This is a genomic window from Streptomyces sp. NPDC060031, assembly GCF_042736805.1.
Classification (GTDB): Bacteria; Actinomycetota; Actinomycetes; order Streptomycetales; family Streptomycetaceae; genus Streptomyces.
Genome location: NZ_JBHWVM010000083.1, coordinates 18,983 through 35,242 on the forward strand (window position 1 = coordinate 18,983; position 16,260 = coordinate 35,242).

Genomic DNA, 16,260 nt, shown 5'->3' on the forward strand with positions numbered 1-16,260 from the left:
CAGGTCAGGAAGCGAGGAGCCAACTCAACGATCACCGCACAAGCCTGCCACGCCCACCCGGCGCCCCACAGTGGTTTTCCCCGCTCAGGAGCGCGACGGGCCCCCTGTCGCCACGTCCCGCGCACAGCCCCGCCACCTCACGCGCTCATCCGCCAACTGCGATGCTCAGTCACAGGAAACAGGCGGGGAAATATGCGGCGCATTGCATAAACGTGCAGTGATACGTATAGTCATGCCATCGAGGAGGAGGGTCCGATGGTGGTACGTGTAGCGGTGGCCGGAGCCAGTGGGTACGCGGGTGGTGAAGTCCTGCGTCTGCTGCTCTCGCACCCCGAGGTGGAGATCGGCGCGCTGACCGCTAACTCCAACGCGGGGCAGTTGCTCGGCGCGCTGCAACCGCATCTCGTGCCGCTCGCCGGCCGCACCCTGGAGGCGACCACGCCCGAGGTGCTCGCGGGTCACGACGTCGTGTTCCTCGCCCTGCCGCACGGCCAGTCCGCCGCCGTCGCCGCCCAGCTCGGCGACGACGTCCTCGTCGTCGACATGGGCGCCGACCACCGGCTCAAGGACTCCGCCGACTGGGACAAGTTCTACGGCGCCCCGCACGCCGGCACCTGGCCCTACGGCCTCCCCGAGCTGCCGGGCGCCCGCGCCGCGCTGGCGGGGTCCAGGCGCATCGCGGTGCCGGGCTGCTACCCGACCGCCGTCTCGCTGGCGCTCTTCCCGGCGTACCAGGCCCGGCTCGCCGAGCCCGACGCCGTCATCATCGCCGCCACCGGCACCTCCGGCGCCGGCAAGGCGCTCAAGCCGCACCTGCTCGGCTCCGAGGTCATGGGCTCCATGACCCCGTACGGCGTAGGCGGCGGGCACCGGCACATCCCCGAGATGATCCAGAACCTGAGCCCGCTGGCCGGGCAGCGGGTGACGGTGTCGTTCACCCCGACCCTGGCCCCCATGCCCCGCGGCATCCTCGCCACCTGCTCCGCCAAGGCCCTCCCCGGCACCACCGCCGAGGCGCTGCGCGCCGCGTACGAGAAGGCGTACGCGGACGAGCCCTTCGTGCACCTGCTCCCCGAGGGCCGGTGGCCGGCGACATCGTCCGTTTACGGTTCCAACGCGGTTCAGATCCAGGTCGCGTACGACGAGGCCGCGCAGCGGATCATCGCGATCAGCGCCATCGACAACCTCACCAAGGGCACCGCCGGTGGCGCGGTGCAGAGCATGAACATCGCCCTCGGCCTCCACGAGAGCCTGGGTCTTTCCACGATCGGAGTCGCACCGTGAGCGTCACGGCAGCACAGGGATTCACCGCCGCGGGCATCGCGGCGGGGATCAAGGCGAACGGCAACCCGGACCTCGCCCTCGTCGTCAACAACGGCCCCCGACTCGCCGCCGCCGGCGTCTTCACCTCCAACCGCGTCAAGGCCGCGCCCGTGCACTGGTCCGAGCAGGTCCTGCGCGGCGGCGCCGTCAGCGCGGTCGTCCTGAACTCGGGCGGCGCCAACGCCTGCACCGGCCCGAGGGGCTTCCAGGACACCCACGCCACCGCCGAGAAGGTCGCCGCCGCACTGGGCGGCGAGCACAACGCCGGCGAGATCGCCGTCGCGTCGACGGGGCTGATCGGCGTCCTGCTGCCCATGGACAAGCTGCTGCCGGGCATCGACACGGCGGTCGCCGCGCTCGGCGAGGACGGCGGCGAGGCCGCCGCCATCGCCATCAAGACCACCGACACCGTGCACAAGACGGCCACCGTCTCCCAGGGCGGCTGGACCGTCGGCGGCATGGCCAAGGGCGCGGGCATGCTCGCCCCGGGCCTGGCCACCATGCTCGTCGTCCTCACCACCGACGCCGACGTGGACGGCGCCACCCTCGACAAGGCGCTGCGCTCCGCCACCCGCACCACTTTCGACCGGGTGGACTCCGACGGCTGCATGTCCACCAACGACACGGTGCTGCTGCTCGCCTCGGGCGCGTCTGGCCGGGCGCCGGCCTACGAGGAGTTCGCGGAGGCCGTACGCACGGTCTGCGACGACCTCGCCCGCCAGCTGATCGGCGACGCCGAGGGTGCCAGCAAGGACATCCGCATCGAGGTCGTCGGCGCGGTCAGCGAGGAGGACGCGGTCGAGGTCGGCCGGTCCATCGCCCGCAACAACCTGCTCAAGTGCGCCATCCACGGCGAGGACCCGAACTGGGGCCGGGTGCTCTCGGCCATCGGCACCACCAAGGCCGCCTTCGACCCGGACCGCCTGAACGTCGCCATCAACGGCGTCTGGGTCTGCAAGAACGGCTCGGTCGGCGACGACCGCGACCTCGTCTCCATGAAGGACCGGGAGGTCCGCATCACCGCCGACCTGTCCAACGGCAGCGAATCGGCCGTGATCTGGGCCAACGACCTGACGGCCGAGTACGTCCACGAGAACAGCGCGTACTCCTCATGAGCGGGGCGGTCGGGAACGCCCGGAAGCACACCGCGCTGCCGAAGGCAGAGATCCTCATCGAAGCCCTGCCCTGGCTCACCCGCCACAACGGCAAGATCGTCGTCATCAAGTTCGGCGGCAACGCCATGATCGACGAGGACCTCAAGGCGGCCTTCGCCCAGGACGTGGTCTTCCTGCGCCAGGCGGGCCTCAAGCCCGTCGTGGTGCACGGGGGCGGCCCCCAGATCAACGCGCAGCTCGACAAGCAGGGCCTGGTCAGCGAGTTCAAGGCGGGCCTGCGCGTCACCACCCCGGAGGCCATGGACGTCGTACGGATGGTGCTGGCGGGCCAGGTCCAGCGCGAGCTGGTCGGCCTGCTCAACCAGCACGGGCCCCTCGCGGTCGGCATGACCGGCGAGGACGCCCACACCATCACCGCCACCAAGCACACCCCGGAGATCGAGGGCGAGCTCGTCGACATCGGGCGGGTCGGCGAGATCACCGCCATCGACACCGGCGCGATCGAGGCGCTGCTGGCGGACGGCCGGATCCCGGTCATCTCCTCCATCGCGCGCAGCGCCGACGACCACCACGTGTACAACGTGAACGCCGACACCGCGGCCGCGGCGCTCGCCGCCGCGCTCGGCGCCGAGACGCTGATGGTCCTCACCGACGTCGAGGGCCTCTACGCGGACTGGCCGAGCAGTGACGAGGTCATCAGCCGGCTCACCGTCAGCGAGCTGGAGAAGCTGCTGCCCGAGCTGTCCAGCGGCATGGTGCCCAAGATGGAGGGCTGCCTGCACGCCGTACGGGGCGGGGTGAGCACCGCCCGCGTCATCGACGGGCGCGTCCAGCACTCGATCCTGTTGGAGATCTTCACCGACGAGGGAATCGGCACGATGGTCGTGCCCGACGAGCATCACGTGCAGAACGTGCAGAACGACCGGAACGAGCCGCAAGGGGGAGCACAGTGAGCGAGTCGACGGGCAACCAGGATTACGCCGCACGCTGGCGCAGCGCGCTGACCAACAACTACGGCACCCCCGCGACGGCCCTCGTACGCGGCGCCGGCGCCCAGGTGTGGGACGCGGACGGCAAGCAGTACACCGACTTCGTGGGCGGCATCGCGGTCAACGCCCTCGGCCACGCCCACCCGGCCGTCGTCGAGGCGGTCTCCACGCAGGTCCAGACCCTCGGCCACGTCTCCAACCTCTACGCCTCCGAGCCGGTCATCGCCCTCGGCGAGCGGCTGCTCCAGCTCTTCGGCCGCTCCGGCAAGGTTTTCTTCTGCAACTCCGGTGCCGAGGCCATCGAGGCCGCCTTCAAGGTCGGCCGGCTGACCGGGCGGACCCACATGGTGTCCACCGCCGGCGGCTTCCACGGCCGGACCATGGGCGCCCTCGCGCTCACCGGGCAGCCCGCCAAGCAGGGTCCCTTCCTGCCGCTGCCCGGCGATGTCACGCACGTCCCGTACGGCGACGTCGAAGCGCTGCGGGCGGCCGTCACCGACGAGACCGCGCTCCTCGTCATCGAGCCGATCCAGGGCGAGAACGGTGTGGTCGTGCCGCCGCCCGGGTACCTGACGGCCGCGCGGGAGATCACCCGCGCGACGGGCACCCTGCTCCTCCTCGACGAGGTGCAGACCGGCATCGGGCGCTGCGGACAGTGGTTCGAGCACCAGGCGCACGAGGGCGTCGAGCCCGACCTCGTCGCACTCGCGAAGGGTCTGGGCGGTGGTCTGCCGATCGGCGCCCTGGCCGCCTTCGGGCCGGCGGCGGACCTGCTCCAGCCCGGCCAGCACGGCACCACCTTCGGCGGCAACCCGATCGCGTGCGCCGCCGGGCTCGCGGTCATCGACACCATCGCGGCCCAGGGGCTCCTCGAGCAGGTCAAGGCGCGTGGCGAGCGGCTGCGCTCCGGAATCGAGGCTTCCGGGCATGCGCTCGTCTCCCATGTCCGTGGCGAGGGCCTTCTGCTGGGTATCGTGCTGACCGAGTCGCTCGCACCGCAGGTGCAGAAGGCAGCTCAGGACGCAGGCTTCCTGGTCAACGCGCCCGCCCCCGCCGTCGTACGGCTCATGCCCCCGTACGTGATCTCCGAGGCCGAGGTGGACGCGTTCGTCCAGGCGCTGCCCGGCGTCCTCGACGCGGCCAGTGACGCAGCCCATGGGGACGGATCCGGAGAATGAGACGACGATGAGTCAGGCGCAGGACAACGAGCACGGCGGCCAGGCCGTCCCGCAGACCCGCACCGCCCGCCACCGCCGGATCGTGGACATCCTCAACCGGCAGCCGGTCCGCTCCCAGAGCCAACTGGCCAAACTGCTCGCCGACGACGGGCTGAGCGTCACCCAGGCGACGCTCTCCCGCGACCTCGACGAACTGGGCGCGGTGAAGATCCGCAACACCGGCGGCGAGCTGATCTACGCGGTTCCGAGCGAGGGCGGATTCCGCACCCCGCAGGCACCGCTGGGCGAGTCGGCGAAGGAGGAGCGCATGCGGCGCCTCTCCGGTGAACTGCTGATCTCGGCGGAGGCCTCCGCGAACCTCGTCGTCCTGCGCACCCCGCCGGGCGCGGCGCAGTTCCTCGCCTCGGCGATCGACCAGGCCGAGCTCCAGGCCATCCTCGGCACGATCGCGGGCGACGACACCCTGATGCTGATCAGCCGCGACCCGGCGGGCGGCCAGGCCCTCGCCGATCACCTCCTGCGCCTCGCGCAGAAGGAAGGCTGACCCGCCGGGCCTCAGTAGCGGGTGACCGCCAGGGCCCCGGACTCGGTGCCGACCGCGATGTGCGGGCGGCGCCGGGGGTTCGCCCACCGCAGGATCGCGCGCATGTCCCGCTCCGGGACCGACACGCAACCGGCCGTCGCGCCCTTGCCGTTGACGTGCAGGAAGATGCCCGCGCCCCGGCCGCGTACCGGGCGCTCGTAGTTGAAGCCGATGACCAGGGCGTGCGCGTACTGCTTCTCGTAACTGACCAGGTGCTCGGCCTCGCCGGGCGCGCAGTCGGCGGGCAGCGGCTCCACCCAGCGGTTGTAGCTGCCCGAGGCGTTGTCCTGGCACCACCACGAGTCGGCCGCCACCCGCCGGTAGCGCACTTCCGTCCCGGCCGGGGCGTGCGCGCCGCCGAACGCGTACGGGAGGTCGTACAGGCCGGTCGGCGTGGTGTTGGTGCCCTGGGTACGGGTCGCGCCCTCGGTCAGGCCGTTCGCGCCGAAGCGGGCCGGCGCGCTGCCGGCCTCGAACCAGCGCCCCGCCCGCCGGTCCCACCAGGTCACCCGCCCGGTCGTGGATCCGGGGACGGGGGCGACCGCCGTGATCAGCTGGCTGCCGCCGCCGGTGTCGGCGAGGCGGGCGGGCAGCGGTGCGGGGCCGTGCGGGAACAGGCCGGTGACGACCAGCGAGCCGGCGAGGAGAGCGGTACGCAGCACCCGTCAGACGGTACGGGGCGGCAGGGGCAGCGGCAGCGCAGGCAGGCCGTCCAGACTCGTTTCGATGAAATCCTTCTTCTCGCAGTACGCCGCGAACTCCTCGTCCGTCTTGCGGCCGAAGTACTCCGCGTGGAGGGTGCGCTCGCCCTGGTACTCCATGAGGGGGACGGCGTACCCGCACACGTCGGCGATCCGGCGGGCGCGCACCACGATGACCGCCCGCGCGGAGGGTCCGTCGGCCTCCCCGAACAGGGCGATCAGCTCACCCCAGCGCGGGTCGTCGCGGAAGACGGCCTCGCCCTCACCGTGGATGCGCACGATGTTCGGAGGGCCGCTGAAGGCACACCACATGAGGGTGATCCGGCCGTTCTCGCGGACGTGCGCGATGGTCTCGGCGCCGCTGCCGCCGAAGTCCAGGTAGGCGAGGGTCTGTTCGTCGATGACGACGAGCGTCCCGGCGCGGCCCTTGGGCGAGAGGTTGACGTGGCCGTCGCCGGTGAGCGGGGCGGTCGCGGTGAAGAAGACCGGCTGCGCCTCGATGAACTCGCGCAGTCGTCCGTCTATGCGTGCGTGAAGCTTTCCCATGATGATCAGTATCCGTCCCTCGTGGATCTACTGCGGGGGGAGTGCGAGTTGTTTGCGGATCCACGCCATGGTGTGTTCCCTGAACAGCTCCGTGCAGCGGTCGAGGAGGGCGCCGACCTCCGGGTCCCGGGCCGGCAGGGCGGGCGGACGGTACGAGGACCACATGTCCCGGATGCGTTGCGCGGCCTTCCGGCGCAGGATCGGGTCACCGTCCGTCAGCAGTTCCACGGAGGCCCGCAGTTCGCCCATCGCGCTCTGCGCGCAGAGCAGCCGGTACGCGGCCCGGCGGGTGTGCAGCGGCCGTTCGGGCGCGATCCGGGCCAGCAGCGGGTCGCAGGGCAGCCGCCCGGCCACCGGGGTCAGGGCCCGCGCGACCTCGCGGGCCACGCACGCGGACGGGTCGTCGAGCAGCGGGAGCAGCAGATCGGGGTCGCAGGCGCCGTCCAGCGACAGCCCGGCGACGGCGGCGGCCCGTACCGCGTCGGCTCCGTGGCCCAGCAGGGCCCGCAGCAGCGGCGCGTCGGCTCCGTGGCCCAGCAGGGCCCGCAGCAGCGGCGCGTCGGCCGGCCCGGCACATTCGCAGAAGCCGGCCACCGCGTACGGGGAGACGCGCGCGGGGTCCGTGACCAGCTCGCGGTAGTGGGCGTACGGGTCGCCGCCGTCCTGCCGCACGAGCCAGCGGGCGCACGCCCGGACCATGCCGGAGCGGTCCGTCAGGTACTCCACGGCCTGCGCCGCCCGCCCGGCCCGGCGCAGCGCGGTGACCCCGGCGGCCCGGACCATCGGGCCGTGTCCGCCGAGCAGCGCGTCGACCGCCGCGTCGTCCGGTCCGTCGGCCGCCATGGCAGCCAGGGCGGCGTCCGTCCACAGTCGGCTCGTCACCGGGTCGTGCTCGGCGGCGGCCCGCCGCGCGAGCTCCCGTACGCCGAACGCACCGCGCTCCAGCGACAGCCGGGCGGCGAACCGCCGCGTCGGCAGGTCCTCGCTGCCGAGCAGCTCGTCGAGGGCTCCGTCCTCACCACGGCGCAGCAGCGACTCGATCCGCTCCAGGGCCCAGGCGCCGTGCTCACGGCGGCCCAGCCGCAGGACGAGCGGGGTGAGTGCGGGCAGCGTGCCCGCGGGGTCGGCGGCCAGGGCCCGGTCCAGTACCCGCCGGGCCCGCTCCCGTACCGGCGGGGCCCAGTCGGCCGTGCGGATCGCGACCAGCGGCAGCGGCGGGTGCGGGGCGCCCAGCGCGCTCGCGCGGATCCGCCCGTCGGGGTGGCACAGCCGTAGCGCGATGTGGTTGCCCAGGGGCTGCCCCGAGCCGCGCACCTCCTGGTCGAAAGCGGTCCACGCGGCCGGGCCTGCTTCCGGCGGGAGCGGATCGCCCGCGGTCTGCCACGCGTGCGCGGGCCGCTCGGCGGCGGACGCCCGCGCCAGCCGCTCCACGGCGGCCCGCGCCGCCTGTGCTCCCTCTCGCCGTCCGGCGCGCATAGGCCCTCCCCAGGGTGTCGAGCCGAGCGTACGCCGCGGCCGCGGGGCGGCTCCTCTGATATTCGGCCTGGTCAGAGCCTCGCGACAGGTATCGATTGACGAAACATACGGACCAGTGCATAGTTATGCCTGTCGTTGATTGCGCTGTGTTGATTGCACCGTGAGGAGAAGTCCGTGGCCGAGCGCGTCGTACTCGCCTATTCAGGCGGCCTGGACACCTCCGTCGCCATCGGCTGGATCGCCGAGGAGACGGGCGCCGAGGTCATCGCCGTCGCCGTGGACGTCGGCCAGGGCGGCGAGGACCTGGACGTCATCCGCAAGCGCGCGCTCGCCTGCGGCGCCGTAGAGGCCGAGGTCGCGGACGCCAAGGACGAGTTCGCCGACGAGTACTGCCTCCCGGCGATCAAGGCGAACGCCCTCTACATGGACCGCTACCCGCTGGTCTCGGCGCTCTCCCGCCCGGCGATCGTCAAGCACCTGGTCGCCGCCGCGCACAAGCACGGCGCCTCGGTCGTCGCCCACGGCTGCACCGGCAAGGGCAACGACCAGGTCCGCTTCGAGGCCGGCATCGCCGCCCTCGGCCCCGACCTCAAGTGCATCGCCCCGGTCCGCGACTACGCGATGACCCGGGACAAGGCGATCGCCTTCGCCGAGAAGGCCGACCTCCCGATCGCGACCACCAAGAAGTCCCCGTACTCCATCGACCAGAACGTCTTCGGGCGCGCCGTCGAAACGGGCTTCCTGGAGGACATCTGGAACGCCCCGATCGAGGACATCTACGAGTACACCTCGAACCCGGCCCTCCCGCGGGAGGCAGACGAGGTCGTCATCTCCTTCAAGGCGGGCGTCCCGGTCGCCATCGACGGCAGGCCCGTCACGGTCCTCCAGGCCATCCAGCAGCTCAACGAGCGCGCCGGAGCCCAGGGCATCGGCCGGATCGACATCGTCGAGGACCGCCTCGTCGGCATCAAGTCCCGTGAGGTGTACGAGGCCCCGGGCGCCATCGCGCTGATCACGGCCCACCAGGAGCTGGAGAACGTCACCGTCGAGCGCGAGCTGGCCCGCTACAAGCGGCAGGTCGAGCAGCGCTGGGGCGAGATGGTCTACGACGGCCTGTGGTTCTCCCCGCTCAAGCGGGCGCTGGACGGCTTCATCAACGAGGCCAACCAGCACGTCACCGGTGAGATTCGGATGACCCTGCACGGCGGCCGCGCCGTCGTCACGGGCCGCAGGTCCGACGAGTCGCTGTACGACTTCAACCTGGCGACCTACGACTCGGGCGACACCTTCGACCAGTCCAAGGCCCAGGGCTTCATCGAGATCTTCGGCCTGTCCTCGAAGATCGCCGCGCGCCGCGACCTCGTCTGAGTCGCCTGAGTCGTCCGGATCATCCGGGTCGTCCGGGTCCTTCGCGTCGTTACACGCAGTACCAAGGACGGCTCCCCGCTCCTCCGCGGCGGGGAGCCGTCCGCACATCCACCCTCTTGAGGAGCAGTAGCTGTGAGCAGCAACAACGGTGACGTCCGGCTCTGGGGCGGCCGCTTCGCCGACGGCCCCGCCGAGGCCCTCGCGAAGCTGTCCGCGTCGGTCCACTTCGACTGGCGACTCGCGCCGTACGACATCGCGGGCTCCCGGGCCCATGCGCGCGTACTGCACAAGGCCGGCCTGCTCACGGCCGAGGAGCTCGACCGGATGATCGCGGGCCTCGACCGGCTCGAAGCCGACGTCGCGGCCGGCACCTTCACCGGCACCGTCGCCGACGAGGACGTGCACACCGCCCTGGAGCGCGGCCTGCTGGAGCGGCTCGGCGCCGACCTCGGCGGCAAGCTGCGGGCCGGCCGGTCCCGCAACGACCAGGTGGCCACCCTCTTCCGGATGTACCTGCGCGACCACGCCCGGACCATCGGCGGCCTGGTCGCCGAGCTCCAGGACGCGCTCGTCGGCCTCGCCGAGGCGCACGCCGACGTCGCGATGCCGGGCCGCACGCACCTCCAGCACGCCCAGCCGGTGCTCTTCGCCCACCACGTACTGGCTCACGTGCAGGCCCTGTCCCGGGACGCGGAGCGGCTGCGCCAGTGGGACACCCGGACCGCAGTCTCCCCCTACGGCTCGGGCGCGCTGGCCGGTTCCTCGCTGGGCCTGGACCCGGAGGCGGTCGCCGCCGACCTGGGCTTCGAGCGGGGCTCGGTCGGCAACTCCATCGACGGCACGGCCTCGCGCGACTTCGTCGCCGAGTTCGCCTTCATCACCGCGATGATCGGGATCAACCTGTCCCGGATCGCGGAGGAGATCATCATCTGGAACACGAAGGAGTTCTCCTTCGTGACCCTGCACGACGCCTTCTCCACCGGGTCGTCGATCATGCCGCAGAAGAAGAACCCGGACATCGCCGAGCTGGCGCGCGGCAAGTCGGGCCGGCTCATCGGCAATCTGACGGGCCTGCTGGCGACGCTGAAGGCGCTCCCGCTCGCCTACAACCGGGACCTCCAGGAGGACAAGGAGCCGGTCTTCGACTCCTGCGACACCCTCGAGGTCCTGCTGCCCGCCTTCACGGGGATGATGGCGACCCTCACGGTCAACCGGGAGCGGATGGAGGAGCTGGCCCCGGCGGGCTTCTCGCTCGCCACCGACATCGCGGAGTGGCTGGTCAAGCAGGGTGTGCCGTTCCGGGTGGCGCACGAGGTCGCGGGCGAGTGCGTCAAGGAGTGCGAGGCGCTCGGCATCGAGCTCGACGAGCTCACGGACGAACAGTTCGCGAAGATCTCCGAGCACCTGACGCCGGAGGTCCGCACCGTCCTCAACGTGCCGGGCGCGCTTGCCTCGCGCAACGGCCGCGGCGGCACCGCCCCGTCGGCGGTCGCCGTCCAGCTCACCGAGCTCAAGGCCGACCTGGTCATCCAGCACGCCTGGGCGACCCACAAGCAGTAGCCGCATCCCCGAAGGGGCGGCCGGAGCCCGCGCTCCGGCCGCCCCTTCGGCGTCCCGCCGGCGTCTACGCGGCCCAGTCCGCCAGCGCGTCGAAGTCCGGCCGGGTCAGCCCGATCCGCTCGTCGATGCGCAGCAGCAGGGTCCGCGCGGGGTGGCGCTGGTCGACGTACTCGCGGTCCCTGTCCGTGATGTCGTCGTCGATCCACGCGAAGGGCCGCGTCCCCGCGAACTCCAGGATGTACTGGGTCTTCCAGAAGGTCCCGCGCGGCGCCCGGCCGTGCATCACCGGCCAGTCGATGAACGGGAGCCCCGGCAGCCCCAGGTGCGGGCCTATCCAGTCGTTGGCCTCGTCCTTCCAGGTCGTCGCCCACACCAGCTCGTACGAGTCCGCCAGCGCGAGCAGCTGCGCGCCGTGGCCGTGGTCGAGCCAGACCCGCAGCGGACGCCGGCTCTCGGCCTGCGTCCAGCCCGTCGGGCGCATCCGGTGCGTGCTGTAGCCCTCGGGGCGTCGTTGGGCCTGGGCGGCGTACGGGTTCAGGGGGCCGTCGACGTCGATCAACAGCAGCGGCTTCGGCGGATTCGTCGGGTTCATTTCGGCAGGATTCCTTTCGGGCTGCCCGTCCGGCAGCTCATTTGTCGATCCAATGAGACGTCGACGTCTCATTCGGAGTATGCTTGTCTCATGGCTATGGATCGTGACCGGGTGCTCCGCGACGCGGCAGCCCTGCTCTCCCGCAAATCGACCGCCACGATGGACGAGGTCGCCCGCGCCGCCGGAATCGGCCGCGCGACCCTCCACCGGCACTTCGCCGGGCGCGACGCCCTCGTACGTGCCCTCGAAGAGCTCGGGATCCGGGAGTTCGAGGTGGCGTTCGACAACGCCCGGCTCCAGGAGGGCACGGCGATCGACGCGCTCAGGCGGCTCGTCGCCGAGACGGAGCCCAACGCCGAGCTGCTCGCCTTCCTCGTCACCGAGAACCAGCTCTTCGAGGGCGACCAGGTCCACGAGGGATGGGCCCGGCTCGACGCCCGCGTCAGCGCGCTCTTCCGGCGCGGCCAGGACGAGGGCGACATCCGGATCGACCTGAGCCCCGCCTGGCTGACCGAGGCCCTCTACGGCCTCATCGGCACCTGCGCCTGGGCCGTCATGGACGGCCGGGTCGCCGCCAAGGACTTTCAGTACATGATCATCGAGCTGCTGCTCGGTGGCGTAAGACGGAGCGTGGAGAAATGAGCCGTACCGAACAGCTGGGCCTGGAGCCGGGGGAGGAGACCAAGAGCCCCGGGCGCTGGCTCGCGCTGTCCGTGCTCGTCCTGGCCGTCCTGCTGGTCGCGGTCGACGCGACGGTGCTCGGCCTCGCCACGCCCTCGCTCAGCGAGGACCTCAAGCCGTCCGGCACGCAACTGCTGTGGATCGGCGACATCTACTCCTTCGTCATCGCCGGACTGCTCGTCTCCATGGGCTCCCTCGGCGACCGCATCGGCCGCAAGAAGCTGCTCCTGGTCGGCGCCGCCGCCTTCGGCGCCGTCTCGGTCCTCAACGCCTACGCCACCAGCCCCGAGATGATGATCGCCGCCCGGGCGCTCCTCGGCGTGGCCGGCGCGACCCTGATGCCGTCCACCCTGGCGCTGATCCGCAACATCTTCCACGACCCGAAGGAACGCAGCCTCGCCATCGGCATCTGGGGTGCCACGGCCTCCGCCGGCGCGGCCGTCGGACCGGTCGTGGGCGGAGCCCTGCTCCAGCACTTCTGGTGGGGCTCGGTCTTCCTCATCAACCTGCCCGTGATGGCCGCCCTGGTCCTCGTCGGCGTCAAGATGCTCCCCGAGTCCAAGAATCCGGTCTCGGGTCCCTGGGACCTGGTCAGCGTCGCCCTGTCCCTCGTCGGCGTCATCGGCGTGGTCTACGCCGTCAAGGAAGTCGCCGCCCACGGCGCTACCTGGGGGGTCGGGGCCGCCGCCGTCATCGGCGCCGGATGCCTGTACGCCTTCGTCCGCCGCCAGTACTCGCTGCCGTCCCCGCTGCTCGACATGCGGCTCTTCAAGCACCGCGGCTTCTCCGGCGCGGTCCTCGCCGACCTGCTCACCGTCTTCGGGCTGTCCGGACTGGTCTTCTTCCTCTCCCAGTTCCTCCAGCTCGTACAGGGCCGCGACCCCCTGGAGGCCGGGCTCGCCGAACTGCCCGCCGCCATCGGCGCGGTGGCCACCGGCCTGGTCGCCGGCAAGTACGCCCGCAAGTACTCGGTACGGTCCCTCGTGACCGGCGGCCTCGCCGCCATCGGCCTGGCCCTCGCCGCGCTCACCGTGATCCACAAGGAGAGCGGGTACCCGCTGCTCGGCGCGGCCCTGCTCGTCGTCGGACTCGGCGCCGGCTTCTCCTTCACCGTCACCTCCGACGTGATCCTCTCCAGCGTCCCCAAGGAGCAGGCCGGTTCGGCCTCCGCCGTCTCCGAGACGGCGTACGAACTCGGCGCCGCCCTCGGCATCGCCCTGCTCGGCTCCATCGTCACCGGCGTCTACCAGGGTTTCAACGCCCCCGCCTCGGTCACCGGCCCGGTCGCCGACGCCGCGCACGAATCCCTCGGCGGCGCCGTCGAAGCCGCCAGGTCGCTGGACCCGCAGACCGCCGGGCAGATGGTCGGCGCGGCCCAGGACGCCTTCGTGGACGGGCTCCGGCTCGCCTCGGGCGTCGGTGCGGCCGTACTGCTCGCCACCGCCGCGGCCGCCTGGTTCCTGCTGAAGGGCCAGAAGCTCCAGGGCGGCGTCGAACACTGACGTTCCGCCAGAGGAGGGTGTTCCGCCGCCAGTTGACAGCCCGTCGGGCGGCGGGACACCATCCCGGCGATGGAGATCAACGACCTGACCCCGGCGGAGCGCCGCGTATGGGACGCCTTCCCCCGCGGGGAAGGCGTCGATTTCCGTGAGGCCCCGGACGAGGAGGCCACCGACGGCGCCGCGTGGGGGCCCGAACGGACCGTACGCGCCGAGGTGCTCGCCTTCCTGCTGCTGCGCGAGCTCCCGGCCGACGGGCTGGTCCCCGGCCTGAACGTGCGGGGCGCCCGGATCACCGGCAAGCTCAACCTCAAGTACGCCGACATCGAGCACGCGATCCGGCTGCGGGCCTGCTGGTTCGAGCGCAAACCCGTCCTGTACGGGGCCCGGCTGCGCGCCGTGGCACTGAGCGACTCGGCCCTGCCCGGCCTGACCGCCTCCACCGTCAGCGTCGACATCGCGCTCAGGCTCTCCTGCTGCCGCATCAGCGGGCCGGTCCGCCTCGCCGGCGCCCGGATAGCCGGCGGACTCTTCCTCCGGAAGGCGGTCATCGGCACGCCCGGCCCGGCCGAGGAGGGCCAGGAGGCGGCGCTCCAGTTCAACCACGCCGACATCGGGACCGACGTCATCGCCATGGACCTCACCGTCCACGGCCAGACGCGCATCAACGGCGCCACCGTCGGCGGCCAGATCAACCTGAACAACGCCCGGCTCCTCGCCCCCGGCACCATATCCCTGCACGCCGAGACGCTGACCGTCGGCACCGACGTACGGGCCAGGGGGCTGGAATCGCAAGGGATGTTCAACCTCACGGGCTCCCGGATCCCCGGCCAGCTCTTCCTCGGCGACGCCCGGCTCGTCCACCCCGGCGCAGTCGCCCTGCGCGCCTCCAGCTGCGCGATCGGCGAGGTCTGGCTGAGCGGCGCCGAGTGCGTCCAGGGCACCATCAACCTGCGGCGCTCCCAGTTCGACCTGCTGCACATGCCGTCCGAGACCTGGCCGCGGCGGATCCGCATCGAGGGGCTCACCTACCGCACCCTCAGCCCGCACCTCCCCGCCGAGGAGCGGCTGCCCGTCCTGGAGCGCGAGGAGTCCGGCTACCTCCCGTACGCCTACGAGCAGCTCGCCGCGGCCTACCGTACGGCGGGCGACGAGGCGGGCGCCCGGACCGTCCAGCTCGCCAAGCTCCGCCGGCACCGCGGCACCCTGCCCCGGGCCGCCCGGCTCTGGGGGCTGCTCCAGGACGTCACCGTCGGCTACGGCTTCCGGCCGCTGCGCGCGGCGGGCTGGCTGCTCGCCCTGCTGCTGACGGGAACCGTCGCGTACGGGCTGCGGCACCCGCAACCGCTGAAGGCGGGGGAGGCTCCCGAGTTCAACCCGGTGTTCTACACGATCGACCTGATGCTGCCGATCATCGACTTCGGCCAGGAATCGGCCTTCGCCCCGCGCGGCTGGCACCAGTGGCTGTCGTACGTGCTGATCGTGACCGGCTGGATCCTCGCCACGACGACCGCGGCGGGCGTCAGCCGGTCACTGCGCCGGCAGTGAGCGCTACGCGGCTTCCTTGGCCTTGGTCGCGTACATGTCCACGTACTCCTGGCCCGAGAGCCGCATGACCTCGGCCATCACCGAGTCGGTGACGGCGCGCAGCACGTAGCGGTCGCGGTCCATGCCCTCGTACCGGGAGAACTCCATCGGCTCGCCGAACCGGACGGTGACCCGGCCCGGACGCGGCATGCCCGCGCCGCCGGGCTGGAGCTTGTCGGTGCCGATCATCGCGAAGGGGATCACGGGCGCGCCGGTCATCAGGGTGAGGCGGGCGATGCCGGTGCGGCCGCGGTAGAGGCGGCCGTCGGGGGAGCGGGTGCCCTCGGGGTAGATGCCGAAGATCTTGCCCTCTTCGAGGATCCTGCGACCGGTCATCAAGGCCGCGACGCCGCCGTTGGCCCCGTCACGGTCGACGGGGATCATCCCGGCGCCGGTGAAGAACCAGGCCATCAGACGGCCCTTGACTCCCTTGCCCGTCACGTACTCGTCCTTGCCGATGAAGTGCACCGTTCGGTCGCACACCAGCGGCAGGATCATGGAGTCGATGAAGGTGAGGTGGTTGCCCGCCAAAATCACGGCTCCGGAGCCCGGGATGTTCTCGATGCCCTCCACGCGGGTGCGGAACATCAGGCGCATGACGGGTCCGACAGTGGCTTTGATGAGCGCAGTACGGAACAACGTGGGCCCTCCGGCTCGAAAAGCGGGTTCGCGCACTCGCCGCTCTGCGGCAGTGCAGGTGAGGACGATACTCGTGGGTCAGGTCTGATCGCACATCGGGTTCACGAGGTGGATACGCAGTGTTGACGCACGTTTCCGCCATGTTCCCCACAGCATCGCCTTCCCGCCATCGGCATTTGTCTACCATCTGCGGGCCGATTCGGGCCGATATGGAGGAGCATTCATGACGCAGGGTGGGGCAGCGCGGCGCACGGTCCTGGGGGCGGCCGTCCTGGCAGCGGGCGGCGGCCTGACCGGGCTCTCGGGGGGATCCGCCTCGGCCGCCGATGGCGGCCACGGGGGCGGCGGCGGGTACCGGGACCTCCCCGTCCCGACGGTCATCGGACACCGCGGGGCCAGCGGGTACCGGCCCGAGCACACGCT

General features: G+C 71.7%; 15 protein-coding genes and 1 pseudogene. 11 read left to right on the top strand and 5 right to left on the bottom strand.

Annotated elements, in window-relative coordinates; translation table 11 throughout:
• Positions 1–255: 255 nt before the first annotated feature.
• Genes argC through ACFWB8_RS29050 form a run of 5 tightly spaced genes read left to right on the top strand, consistent with a single transcriptional unit; the run spans position 256 to position 5,149 of the window.
• Positions 256–1,284 (top strand): N-acetyl-gamma-glutamyl-phosphate reductase, encoded by a 1,029-nt coding sequence (gene argC, locus ACFWB8_RS29030; RefSeq protein ID WP_385233428.1) that lies wholly within the window; start codon positions 256–258, stop codon positions 1,282–1,284.
• The gene (argJ, locus tag ACFWB8_RS29035) at positions 1,281–2,438 is read left to right on the top strand and encodes a bifunctional glutamate N-acetyltransferase/amino-acid acetyltransferase ArgJ (protein ID WP_385233431.1); all 1,158 of its coding nucleotides are present in this window, start codon (positions 1,281–1,283) and stop codon (positions 2,436–2,438) included. Before argC ends, argJ begins: the two co-directional genes overlap by 4 nt.
• Complete coding sequence (gene argB / locus ACFWB8_RS29040; protein WP_385233434.1) at positions 2,435–3,391, top strand: acetylglutamate kinase; 957 nt, start codon at positions 2,435–2,437, stop codon at positions 3,389–3,391. Before argJ ends, argB begins: the two co-directional genes overlap by 4 nt.
• A complete protein-coding gene (locus tag ACFWB8_RS29045; protein WP_385233437.1) occupies positions 3,388–4,605 on the top strand; it encodes an acetylornithine transaminase in 1,218 nt (405 codons plus the stop codon). Before argB ends, ACFWB8_RS29045 begins: the two co-directional genes overlap by 4 nt.
• Before the next feature lie 7 nt (positions 4,606–4,612).
• Positions 4,613–5,149 (top strand): arginine repressor, encoded by a 537-nt coding sequence (locus tag ACFWB8_RS29050; RefSeq protein WP_266937803.1) that lies wholly within the window; start codon positions 4,613–4,615, stop codon positions 5,147–5,149.
• Between the two features lie 11 nt (positions 5,150–5,160).
• On the opposite strand, the gene ACFWB8_RS29055 is transcribed toward ACFWB8_RS29050, so the two are convergent.
• From ACFWB8_RS29055 to ACFWB8_RS29065, 3 genes are read right to left on the bottom strand one after another with little or no spacing between them, the layout of a single operon-like run.
• Entirely contained in the window at positions 5,161–5,847 is a 687-nt protein-coding gene (locus tag ACFWB8_RS29055; RefSeq protein WP_385233471.1) for a L,D-transpeptidase, read from the bottom strand.
• A 6-nt stretch (positions 5,848–5,853) separates the two neighbouring features.
• The gene (locus tag ACFWB8_RS29060; RefSeq protein ID WP_385233440.1) at positions 5,854–6,435 is read right to left on the bottom strand and encodes a pyridoxamine 5'-phosphate oxidase family protein; all 582 of its coding nucleotides are present in this window, start codon (positions 6,433–6,435) and stop codon (positions 5,854–5,856) included.
• Positions 6,436–6,462: 27 nt separating this feature from the next.
• Positions 6,463–7,911: a hypothetical protein gene (locus ACFWB8_RS29065; protein ID WP_385233443.1), complete on the bottom strand. Its 1,449-nt coding sequence runs from the start codon at positions 7,909–7,911 to the stop codon at positions 6,463–6,465.
• A 174-nt stretch (positions 7,912–8,085) separates the two neighbouring features.
• On the opposite strand from ACFWB8_RS29065, the gene ACFWB8_RS29070 reads away from it, so the two are divergent.
• Positions 8,086–9,279: an argininosuccinate synthase gene (locus ACFWB8_RS29070; RefSeq protein ID WP_385233446.1), complete on the top strand. Its 1,194-nt coding sequence runs from the start codon at positions 8,086–8,088 to the stop codon at positions 9,277–9,279.
• Positions 9,280–9,411: 132 nt separating this feature from the next.
• Complete coding sequence (gene argH, locus ACFWB8_RS29075) at positions 9,412–10,839, top strand: argininosuccinate lyase (protein WP_385233449.1); 1,428 nt, start codon at positions 9,412–9,414, stop codon at positions 10,837–10,839.
• Positions 10,840–10,903: 64 nt separating this feature from the next.
• Here argH and ACFWB8_RS29080 read toward each other — a convergent pair whose 3' ends face one another.
• Entirely contained in the window at positions 10,904–11,431 is a 528-nt protein-coding gene (locus ACFWB8_RS29080; RefSeq protein WP_385233453.1) for an HAD domain-containing protein, read from the bottom strand.
• 90 nt (positions 11,432–11,521) lie between these two features.
• On the opposite strand from ACFWB8_RS29080, the gene ACFWB8_RS29085 reads away from it, so the two are divergent.
• The 3 genes from ACFWB8_RS29085 to ACFWB8_RS29095 all read left to right on the top strand — a co-directional run bounded on the left by ACFWB8_RS29085 (position 11,522) and on the right by ACFWB8_RS29095 (position 15,159).
• Complete coding sequence (locus tag ACFWB8_RS29085) at positions 11,522–12,073, top strand: TetR/AcrR family transcriptional regulator (RefSeq protein ID WP_385233456.1); 552 nt, start codon at positions 11,522–11,524, stop codon at positions 12,071–12,073.
• Positions 12,070–13,614 (top strand): MFS transporter, encoded by a 1,545-nt coding sequence (locus tag ACFWB8_RS29090; protein ID WP_385233459.1) that lies wholly within the window; start codon positions 12,070–12,072, stop codon positions 13,612–13,614. Before ACFWB8_RS29085 ends, ACFWB8_RS29090 begins: the two co-directional genes overlap by 4 nt.
• Before the next feature lie 69 nt (positions 13,615–13,683).
• Positions 13,684–15,159, top strand: a complete 1,476-nt coding sequence (locus ACFWB8_RS29095) for a membrane-associated oxidoreductase (protein WP_385233462.1) — start codon at positions 13,684–13,686, stop codon at positions 15,157–15,159.
• Between the two features lie 3 nt (positions 15,160–15,162).
• Here the strand turns inward: ACFWB8_RS29095 and ACFWB8_RS29100 are convergent, their stop codons facing one another.
• Positions 15,163–15,795, bottom strand: coding sequence for a lysophospholipid acyltransferase family protein (locus ACFWB8_RS29100; RefSeq protein ID WP_385233465.1), 633 nt, complete (start codon positions 15,793–15,795; stop codon positions 15,163–15,165).
• Between the two features lie 265 nt (positions 15,796–16,060).
• Here ACFWB8_RS29100 and ACFWB8_RS29105 point away from each other — a divergent pair.
• A pseudogene (locus ACFWB8_RS29105) lies at positions 16,061–16,260 on the top strand (glycerophosphodiester phosphodiesterase); the annotation flags it as partial.